6 protein-coding genes are annotated in these 9,912 nt (G+C 41.2%); 2 read left to right on the top strand and 4 right to left on the bottom strand.

The window, feature by feature from the left end; all coding sequences use genetic code 11:
* Positions 1-445 precede the first annotated feature (445 nt).
* Positions 446-1,723 (bottom strand): phosphopyruvate hydratase, encoded by a 1,278-nt coding sequence (gene eno, locus OD355_RS11080; RefSeq protein ID WP_263038548.1) that lies wholly within the window; start codon positions 1,721-1,723, stop codon positions 446-448.
* Positions 1,724-2,045: 322 nt separating this feature from the next.
* On the opposite strand from eno, the gene OD355_RS11075 reads away from it, so the two are divergent.
* Positions 2,046-3,842 (top strand): TlpA family protein disulfide reductase, encoded by a 1,797-nt coding sequence (locus OD355_RS11075; protein WP_263038547.1) that lies wholly within the window; start codon positions 2,046-2,048, stop codon positions 3,840-3,842.
* Between the two features lie 73 nt (positions 3,843-3,915).
* A complete protein-coding gene (locus tag OD355_RS11070; RefSeq protein WP_263038546.1) occupies positions 3,916-5,787 on the top strand; it encodes a TlpA family protein disulfide reductase in 1,872 nt (623 codons plus the stop codon).
* On the opposite strand, the gene OD355_RS11065 is transcribed toward OD355_RS11070, so the two are convergent.
* The 3 genes from OD355_RS11065 to OD355_RS11055 form a co-directional block, all read right to left on the bottom strand.
* The gene (locus tag OD355_RS11065) at positions 5,779-6,543 is read right to left on the bottom strand and encodes a DUF5040 domain-containing protein (protein WP_263038545.1); all 765 of its coding nucleotides are present in this window, start codon (positions 6,541-6,543) and stop codon (positions 5,779-5,781) included. The genes OD355_RS11070 and OD355_RS11065 overlap by 9 nt on opposite strands.
* A gap of 762 nt (positions 6,544-7,305) precedes the next feature.
* Positions 7,306-7,716: a DUF6157 family protein gene (locus tag OD355_RS11060; RefSeq protein ID WP_263038544.1), complete on the bottom strand. Its 411-nt coding sequence runs from the start codon at positions 7,714-7,716 to the stop codon at positions 7,306-7,308.
* Positions 7,717-7,751: 35 nt separating this feature from the next.
* Positions 7,752-9,866, bottom strand: a complete 2,115-nt coding sequence (locus tag OD355_RS11055; RefSeq protein WP_263038543.1) for a prolyl oligopeptidase family serine peptidase — start codon at positions 9,864-9,866, stop codon at positions 7,752-7,754.
* Between the last annotated feature and the right edge of the window lie 46 nt (positions 9,867-9,912).

The raw sequence follows: 9,912 nt of genomic DNA, 5'->3' as shown, positions 1-9,912 counted from the left end.
ACCAACTGCGGCGAAGCAATTGTTCCTGAGTGCAAATTGCTTCCGGGTCAGAGCCGTTGAGCGGGGGTCACCTTCAGGCGGGCTAGACCTTTTTGATTCTTTTGCGGCAATGGCAAAAAGAATAATAATTTTTATTTCACGCAAAGGCTAACCGCAAAGACGTTCTGGATGTCAGGTGAAAACACCTGACACGGGTTTAAAGGCCGCAAATGAGGAACGCAAAGAATCAAAGAGTTGATTCTAAACAACCATTACCATTGCGTTATCACAACGATGAATGAGATTAGAAATCCCGAAGCGAAGCGCAGGCATATCACTGCCCACTTTTCCCTTTCCATTTACCATCGCCTCTCTCCCATCGCAACTTTCAACTTCGAGTATAACATTAAACAAATAAGCCCCGTCTTAGAGACAAGGCTTATTCATTCGGTTGTTATTACTCAGACTATTTCTTAGCAAAAAGCGTTGGGTAAAGTCCGTCAGTATCTAATTGCTCTTCAATGCGCAATAGCTGGTTGTACTTAGCCATACGGTCGCTGCGGCTTGCAGAACCGGTCTTAATCTGCCCGCAGTTTAATGCTACTGCCAGGTCAGCGATAGTTGTATCTTCTGTTTCACCGCTCCTGTGGCTCATTACTGTGGTGTAACCCGCATGCTGCGCCATTTGTACAGCCTGGATGGTTTCTGTAAGCGAGCCGATCTGGTTTACTTTGATCAGGATGCTGTTGGCAGTACCTGTTTCAATACCTCTTTTTAATATCTTGCTGTTGGTTACAAACAGGTCATCGCCTACGAGCTGTACTTTATCACCAATAGCTTCAGTCAGTTTTTTCCAGCCGTCCCAGTCTTCTTCAGCCATACCGTCTTCGATAGAAACAATCGGGTACTTGGTAGTCCACTCTTTCCAGTACTCTACCATTTCATCGGAAGTTAATTCCTTGCCGGAGCTTTTGTAGAATTTATATTTACCATCCTTGAACATTTCACTGCTTGCAGCATCCAATGCGATGGAAACGTCTGTACCCGGCGTATAACCTGCAGCTTTGATCGCTTCGATCACTGTTTCAATAGCTTCTTCATTGCTTTGGATATCGGGAGCAAAACCGCCTTCATCGCCTACGTTAGTGCTGTAGCCTTTGTTTTTCAACACAGATTTTAAGTGGTGGAAAATCTCTGTACCCCAGCGCAGGCCTTCGCTGAAGCTTTTAGCGCCATGAGGCACGATCATGTATTCCTGGTAATCGATCTTGTTGTCAGCATGTACACCACCGTTTAAGATATTCATCATAGGAACGGGAAGTACGGTAGCATTTACACCGCCGATGTACCTGTAAAGCGGCAGAGCCGATTCGGCAGCAGCAGCTTTGGCAACCGCCAGGGATACCGCCAATATTGCGTTTGCGCCTAATTTACTTTTGTTTTCAGTACCGTCAAGCTCAAGCATCATCCTGTCAATGCCAACCTGGTCGGTCACATCCCAGCCGATAAGGTGTTCAGCGATCACTTCGTTTACATTTTTCACTGCTTTCAACACACCTTTTCCCATGTAAACACCCTTATCTTCGTCGCGCAGTTCCACTGCTTCGTGAATACCTGTAGATGCGCCTGATGGAACGGCAGCCCTGCCTAATTCTCCGTTTTCAGTGATCACATCAACCTCAACTGTGGGATTGCCGCGGCTATCCAGGATTTGTCTTGCAAAAACATCAGCAATAAAGCTCATAATATTATGTTTTTAAGTGTAAAATAATTGTTTTTTGAATGCTGCAAAGTTAAGCCTAATTTTAATACATCGACACAAAAACTAACAAAAAAGGAAATTTATGGTTAAATGATAACAATAAGATAAACTAAGAAATTTTTTGCTGATTAGGTACTAATTGATTAGTTTTACAATATCCTTCACCTTAAAATGCCTACCTATGGAACACTGCTCTGACAAATCCGCATCAGTCCGTAAAAATTGTTGTGGTAAAACTTTCAGCACAATACTGTTTTTCATAGCTACAACCCTTTGTTCATCAGTATTTGCTCAAAATTCTTCAATGGTATTGACTCCTGCAAAGCCCGAAGCAGGCAAGAAACTAAGTTTTGTATATACAGGGAAGTTGGCGAAATCCGATACTGAAATAGGAGTAGATGCCTTCCCGGAGAATAGCCGGGTTATTAAAATTCCGGTTGAAGCAAAATACACAGATGATAAGCTGACTGGTAGTTTTATACTGCCTGATTCCATAGCGGCTTTTGCCATACTCGTAAAATCTGCGGGTAAATATGATAATAACAATGAGCAGGGTTTTCTTTACCCTGTTCACAAAGACGGCAAACCTGTAAAAGGCGCCTATGCACGGTTAGGTTTTATGCAGACTTATGGCTCGGGAATGGGAATAAAAAGAGATTTTACTGCCATAGAAAAATCTTACGAAACGGAAATAAGCCTTTACCCTGCAAGCAGAATGAGATACTATGCAGAATTGCTAAACACCCGGAAAAATATTAAAGGAAAGGAAGAAAGCGCAGAAAAACAGCTTATTAAGCTGTTTAATGATTCTCTTCAGAAAGGTGTTACCGAAAACAATCTTGATTACATAGCATTTGTAGCTTCCTCCGGCAACAAAGAAAAATATGATTCCTTAATAAATGTGGTACTGAAAAAATATCCCAAAGGATTCATTTATCAAAACAAAAAAATTAATGAACTGTATAGCATAAATGATCCTGAAAAATTCCTCACGGCATACAATAGCCTGAGAAAAGATTTCCCAAACGGATTTCCGTCAAATGTTTCCAATAGCCTGAGAAGACCGCTGTTAAACGCTTATATCAACAAACTTGATACAGATAATTTCGATAAAACCATTGAAAACATTACTGACAACGACCTGCTGGTGTATGCCTACAATCAGATAGCATTTACTATGGCAAGCGCCGACAAAAACCTGCCCAAAGCCCTGGAATATTCCCGGAAATCACTGGCTGCATTAAATGCATTGAAACTTACACAACGGCCGCCTTACCATACGGCTGATAGCTGGCAGGACTACCTCACATACAATGAAGGCAACCTTACTGATACCTACGCAGACATTTTATACCGTATGGGAAACAAAACCGAAGCGCTGGAAAAACAATACACAGCCATCAGGCTTACCAAAGCTTCTAACCCGGACATCAATGAAAAAATGGTGCTCTACCTGCTGGAAGCCGGCAAAAATAAAGAAGCATTGTCCGAAGCAGAAAATTATATGCTGAAAAGAAAAAGCAACACCAAAATAGATTCACTCTACAAAGCGGCTTATACAAAACTCAACGGCAACGAAGGATGGGTTGCTGCAAGAAATAAGCTGAACAGCCAGATAAAAGAAGCCTATAAGAAAGAACTTAAAGAGAAAATGCTTAATGAACCTGCGCCGGACTTTACATTGAATGACCTGGATGGCAAAACCATACAGCTGGCCGCCCTGAAAGGCAAGATTGTAATACTTGATTTCTGGGCTACCTGGTGCGGCCCCTGCCGGGCATCATTCCCGGGCATGCAAAAAGCACTGAACAACCTGAAAGCAAACAACGATGTACAATTTTATTTTGTGAATACAAGAGAGGCCGGCTCGGCTGAAAAGAAAAAAGAGACAGTGAGCAAATTCCTACAGGACAACAATTACACTTTTCATGTATTGATGGATAATGACAATGCTGTGCACGACAAGTTTAAAATAAACGGCATTCCCGCAAAGATCATCATCGGCAAGGATGGCAATATCAAATTTAACCTGGTTGGCTACGATGGTAATGAACAGGGCCTTGTAGACGAAATGGAAACTATTTCGGAATTATTGCAATAAAATTTTTTACATCACACCGGCCATATTTTTTACATCACACCGGCTATCCCTATAAAATAATCTACATATAGATATGCAAAAATTCATGCTGTTCATCACGCTGCAACTAAGCTGTATCCTCGGTTTCAGCCAGGCACTGGTACTAACGCCTGCAAAACCGGAAGCGGGCAAGGAAGTAAGTTTTGTTTACACCGGCCCGCATATCAGGGATACGCTTAAAACCTCCCCATTTTTAAGGAAAACCATTTTAAATAAAAACTTAATGGTTTTCGACACCTTGCACCTGGTCAGGACGCAGACAGGTTATACAGGCAAGTTTAAAGTCGAAGACTCTATTACTACAATTATGTTTTTGATCGGCGAACAGGTTGGTCAAGAGAACAATTATTTTGTTTACCCGGTCTATAAAAACGGCGTTCAGGTGAAAGGTGCATCTGCAGGCATGGCTATGCAAAACATGTGGGCTTACCAGCTTGGCGTGACCGTTGATAATAAGAAAAACGCAGGATTGTTTGAAGAAGAGTTCCACCACAACCCTGATCAGAAAAAAATATTCATCATTGATTACCTTAAAACACTGAGTGCTATTCCGGAACGCGAAGCAGAAGCCAAAACATTAGCAGAACAGGCGTTCAGGAATGCTTTAGAATCAGGCCAGAGTGAAAATGAAGTAATACAATTGGCGAGCATATTATACGATGAAGAGTCTGACAAAAGAGCGGCTTATGAAGATGAAATGGTAAAAAAATTCCCTAAAGGAATCTCGTACGGCAATAGATTATTAAAAGAATTGTATGATTTACAAAAAGAAAAAAAATATGATACTGTAATAGAAAAAGCTCTTCGCATAAAAACAGAGGAAGTGGTAAAAAATGTTGATTATATGGATGAGCAATTAAACCGCATCCTGATGAACACCTATAAGGCAAAAAAAGATTACACCAAATTTGAAGAGTACGCAGAATTAGAGGAATCCTTCCGCCAGAAGGCCTATAATTACAACGATATGGCCCTTAATATGGCTAAGGCAAAACAAAACCTGGATATAGCTAAACATTTTTCAAAACTATCACTTGATAACGTTGATTCCCTGTATGCCATTAACAGCAGACCTAACATCAGCGCAAGAGAATGGAAAAGATTGGTTGATAGCGAGTTTGCCGAATATGTAAATACGTATGCACTTATTTTGTACGCGCTGGGTGATAAAGCAGGAGCATTGGCAAACCAGCAAAAAATAATTGATATCATCGGCGTTGAAAATGTGGAATCTAACGAACGTTATATCCTGTATCTTTTTGAAAACGATAAAATAAAAGAATCCCTGGAAACTGCTGAAGACTGCATTTCCAAAGGGAAATCCAATGCCGGTATTGACTCTTTGTACAAAGTGATCTACCTGGCTGTACATAAAAACAGCGATAACTTTACTGACAGGCTTGCTATGCTCAAAAAGCAGGGAAAGAAGTATGAAATAGCCAGGCTGCAGAAAGATATGCTTAATATTGACACGCCTGATTTCAGCCTTACAGACCAAAGCGGTAAGAAAATAACACGCAACGATCTGAAAGGCAAAATTGTAATACTAGATTTCTGGGCTACCTGGTGCGGCCCCTGCGTGGCCTCTTTGCCGGCAATGCTTAAAGCCGCAGCAGCTTTAAAGCACCGCAAAGATGTAGTGTTTTACTTTGTAAATACACAGGAGCGAGGAAGCGCAGAAAGACGGAAAAAGAAGGTGAATGAGTTCTTGTCAAAAAATAAATATGACCTGAACTTATTGTTCGACCTACAGGACAAGGCATACTATGATTTTGAAATTAACGGCATACCTGCCAACTTCATCATCGGTAAAGATGGCAAGATAAAGTTCTCCTCATCAGGTTTCGGCGATAACGATGAAGAGCTGGTAAATGAGCTTACCATGATGGTGGAAAGCTTACAATAATATGCGGGATAATACATCGGCAAATATAGCGCCCATGCGCTTTTGAATGTATTTATCCTTACCTTGTTCAGGATGCCAGCCATACTTTATGCCATCAATATTTTGTGTGTCTAATGCAAACATAAGACTAGCCTGAACACCTGTTACAGGGTGTACGGTATTTTTAGAAAAGCCGATGTATTTATCGAATTCCACCAGCGGGAATCCCCATTTTTCTGCAAGCTTTCTGATGGATGTATTGTAGGCAGATCGCGCATCATGCCAATCGGTACACAATACGATCCTGGCAGGCTTGCCGTATTTGGAATTGTAATACCGGGAATTTTTATCGAACTTTAAATTATAGCAGTCCGATAAATATTTTTTGATCACATAATCAAACGCTGCTGCGTAGTCTGACCTGTCGAACGGCATTTTGTAATCCGTGTATTTTTCGTGTAGCTTGCCGCTGTTGTATACATCTTTATCGTGTACCTGCATGATCACGAACACATCTATGCTTTCCAGTTCCTGCGGGGTATACAGCGTTCCTTTCTCCATCCTGTTGGCTGCATTAGATATGGCCTCGCCGCCCACTGCCCTGTTTATGGGGAAAGCATTTAATTTTTCACATCCCAGCTCAAACCAGCCATTGCCGGGCGATGCAAACGATGCGCCGGTGAGTAAGATAGTATCCTGGCCGGCTCGTTTATTGTCTTGTGAAAAAGCCGAAAAATTGCAAATCAGCAGCATTGCGCCTATAATTAATTGTTGCATGTGTATATATTTATTTTTTTTAATTGTGACATAGAATAGCTTTTATTGATCAACAGTTGGTATGCAACTGTGCTTATGACTATTTGATAATAGTAAAATCGTTTAAACACCAAATATACAAAACCATGCAGTAATAGTTGCTATATTAAAACCCTGTTTTTATTCTCCCCTTAAATACCACAAGAACCGATAATGATATTCAGACAACAAATTGTATACAATAAACAACAGTACAATCGAAGCTATACCCCGGAACACTATTTTATTAACCCTCATTTTTTTAAAATAATACCACAACATAAATATCAGCAAATGAGAAGAAAAAAACACCACAGTTAATAATCCTGCACCAATTGGATTGGGATAGCGGTTAGAGACAAAGAAATAGGAAACCTACAGTAAGATAGCCAAGCAGGATAAAGAAATTAACAGAAACCAGTTTTAAAAATTTCATGTGTTAATATTTAATTTTTTCTGTTTGCCACACGGAATAACCGAAACCTTAATACTTTATTATCATTCCCGGTTGGTATAGGTTCCTAATCTTTATGGTTATTTCATGTGTGTATATTTATGTTATCAATGGCGACATGGAACTTGCCATAAAACTTCCATTGTGTTTGGCAAAAATTACTCTAAATGTTTATGGACATTTGTTCGTGAAACACAGCATGTACAAATATACTATCAAAACAAGAAGATAATAGTGTCATAAAAAAACCGGCAACGAAATTGTTGCCGGCCTTCCTAAATGGTAAAGAATTATTTACGAGATTTCATAGCTTTTACCTTTTTTACACTTTCATCTTTCAGAAAGCCGGTATAGGCTTTGGATTCCATGGCTGCAAGTGCAACTTTGCCATTAGCATCGCTATGAATGCCAAAGCCATAAGTTTTTGCCAAAGGCGAAGTACGTAAACACGCCTGTCCTTTAGAAAAAAATTGCGCTCTTGCTTCTTCATAGGTATCCGGCGAAAGGTTGTTTCTTTCTGCATACACTTTAAATAAAACATCATCTGATGTGTAGGCATAAGGATTTTCAGCGATCAGCGCGTACTGCATTTCAGCAACGGTCTTATTTTCTTTGGCAGGCGGCTTTGTACCGCAAATAGCTTTGGTATCTTCTGCCACCTCTATGAAAGTGTTGAAATAGTTTGTTGTATGCGTTTTCATATCAGGATAAATGTATGTTCACAGGTGAATGAATATTACTTGTAGGTCTCGCCCATATTATATAAAGTAAATGCCCAGATGTCTGCCAGCTCTTCTATGGTTTTCGAAGTCGGCTTTCCCGCACCGTGGCCGGCTTTGGTATCAATACGTATTAATGCCGGGTTGTCGCAACCCTGTGCTTCCTGCAAAGCTGCGGCAAATTTAAAGGAATGTGCCGGCACTACCCTGTCGTCATGGTCTGCTGTAGTTATCAGGGTTGCAGGATAGCAGGTACCCTTTTTTAAATTGTGGAGCGGAGAATATTTTATCAGGTAATTAAAATCTTCCTGCTTATCGCTGGAACCATACTCTACCACCCATCCCCAGCCCACAGTAAATTTCTGGTAACGCAGCATATCCAGTACGCCCACCTGCGGAATGGCTACTTTAAAAAGATCCGGGCGCTGTGTCATACAGGCGCCAACCAGCAGCCCGCCGTTGGAACCGCCGCGGATAGCGAGCTTTTCAGAAGAGGTGTATTTCTCTTTGACCAGGTACTCTGCTGCCGCAATAAAATCGTCAAACACATTTTGCTTATTGGCAAGCATACCTTTTTTATGCCACTCTTCACCATATTCGCCACCACCGCGCAGGTTAGCCTGGCAATAGATCCCGCCATTGTCAAGAAATGGTATATTGGCCACCGTAAAGCCCGGCGTAAGGTTGATATTAAACCCGCCATAGGCATACAGCATAGCAGGGTTAGTGCCATCTTTCTTCAGGCCTTTTTTATAGGTAATAAACATCGGCACTTTTGTACCGTCTTTGGAAGGATAGAATACCTGCTCTGTAACATAGTTATCAGGATTTACCTTTGCTTCAGACTTCCTGTACACAGTAGATTTCCCGGTAGCAATATCATACTTAAAAATGGTAGCAGGATAGGTAAATGATGTGAAGGTGTAGAAGAAAAACTTATTATTTTTCTCCGCGCCAAAACCGCCTGCTGTGCCAAGGCCGGGTAATTCTACCACACGGTCTCTAACGCCTGAATAGTTGTATTGTTCTATGTAGCTGTTGGCATCTTTCAGGTAACTGGCAAATAATTTTCCGCCTCCTGTGCCCACATGTGAGAGCTTATATGCTTTCTCGGGTATAATGGTTTTCCAGTTTTTGGGGTCAGGGTTTTTCGGATCAATGGATACCACTTTATAATTCGGTGCACCGTGGTTTGTTTGTACCAGCAGCCTGCCGCCAACATTGTCAATAACATCTGCATTGGTATCAAACCCTTTTACCACAGTAATAAAACCCTTGCTGTTCTTATCTTTCAGGTCTTTTACTTTTATTTCGCTCCCATCTGTACCTTCGGAAATACCCAGTATCAAAAAGCGCTTGTCTTCTGTTAGCCCCGCGCTTACATAGCGCAAAGGATGCTCTTTATCTTCATAAATAAGTTTATCAGCAGATTGCGGAGTGCCAATTTTATGGTAGAAAACTTTCTGGTACTCTGTCTTGGCAGAATACTTCGTCATTTCATCTGCCGGCTTGGTGTAGCCGCTGTAAAAGAAACCCTCATCGCCCAGCCACGCCATGCCGGTGAATTTTACATATTCCAGTTTATCTTTCAGCAATGCGCCCGTAGCCATGTCTTTTACATAGATCTCCTGCCAGTCGGATCCCGAAGCAGACACCGAATAAGCAAAATACTTTTGATTTTGAGAAAAAGAGGTACCCTGTAAGGCAACTGTACCATCCTGAGATAGTTTGTTGGGATCGATCAATACTTTAGCTTCACCGGTAAGCCCCTGCTGGTAATAAACAACAGACTGGTTTTGGAGGCCGTCATTCTTACTGAAAATATAATATTTCCCTTTGTTGTACGGTGCACTGTATCGCGCATAATCCCATAATTCTGTAAGCCTGTTTTTTATCGCGTTACGAAACGGAATTTTATCGAGATAAGCGTTGGTTACCGCATTTTGCGCCTGCACCCACACTTCGGTGTTTTGCGCAGTATCGTTTTCCAGCCAGCGGTACGGGTCGCTGATGCTTGTACCGAAATATTCGTCTGTATGATCAACCTTTGCAGTATTGGGATAAGTGATCCGTTGTGCATTCAATGTCATAGCTATGCCCAGCATTAATGTAAGTGAAAATATTCTTTGCATCTGTATATGGTTTGGATAAAAATACAAAAATGTTCTATAAGTTGCA

This window comes from Haoranjiania flava, assembly GCF_025631005.1.
GTDB lineage: Bacteria > Bacteroidota > Bacteroidia > Chitinophagales > Chitinophagaceae > Haoranjiania > Haoranjiania flava.
This window is presented reverse-complemented; position numbering and strand designations above follow the sequence as displayed.

Excerpts from the sequence above, each read along its gene's own strand:
- eno (WP_263038548.1), bottom strand. The coding sequence starts at position 1,723 with ATGAGCTTTATTGCTGATGTTTTTGCAAGACAAATCCTGGATAGCCGC.
- OD355_RS11075 (WP_263038547.1), top strand. The coding sequence starts at position 2,046 with ATGGTATTGACTCCTGCAAAGCCCGAAGCAGGCAAGAAACTAAGTTTT.
- OD355_RS11070 (WP_263038546.1), top strand. The coding sequence starts at position 3,916 with ATGCAAAAATTCATGCTGTTCATCACGCTGCAACTAAGCTGTATCCTC.
- OD355_RS11065 (WP_263038545.1), bottom strand. The coding sequence starts at position 6,543 with ATGCAACAATTAATTATAGGCGCAATGCTGCTGATTTGCAATTTTTCG.
- OD355_RS11060 (WP_263038544.1), bottom strand. The coding sequence starts at position 7,716 with ATGAAAACGCATACAACAAACTATTTCAACACTTTCATAGAGGTGGCA.
- OD355_RS11055 (WP_263038543.1), bottom strand. The coding sequence starts at position 9,866 with ATGCAAAGAATATTTTCACTTACATTAATGCTGGGCATAGCTATGACA.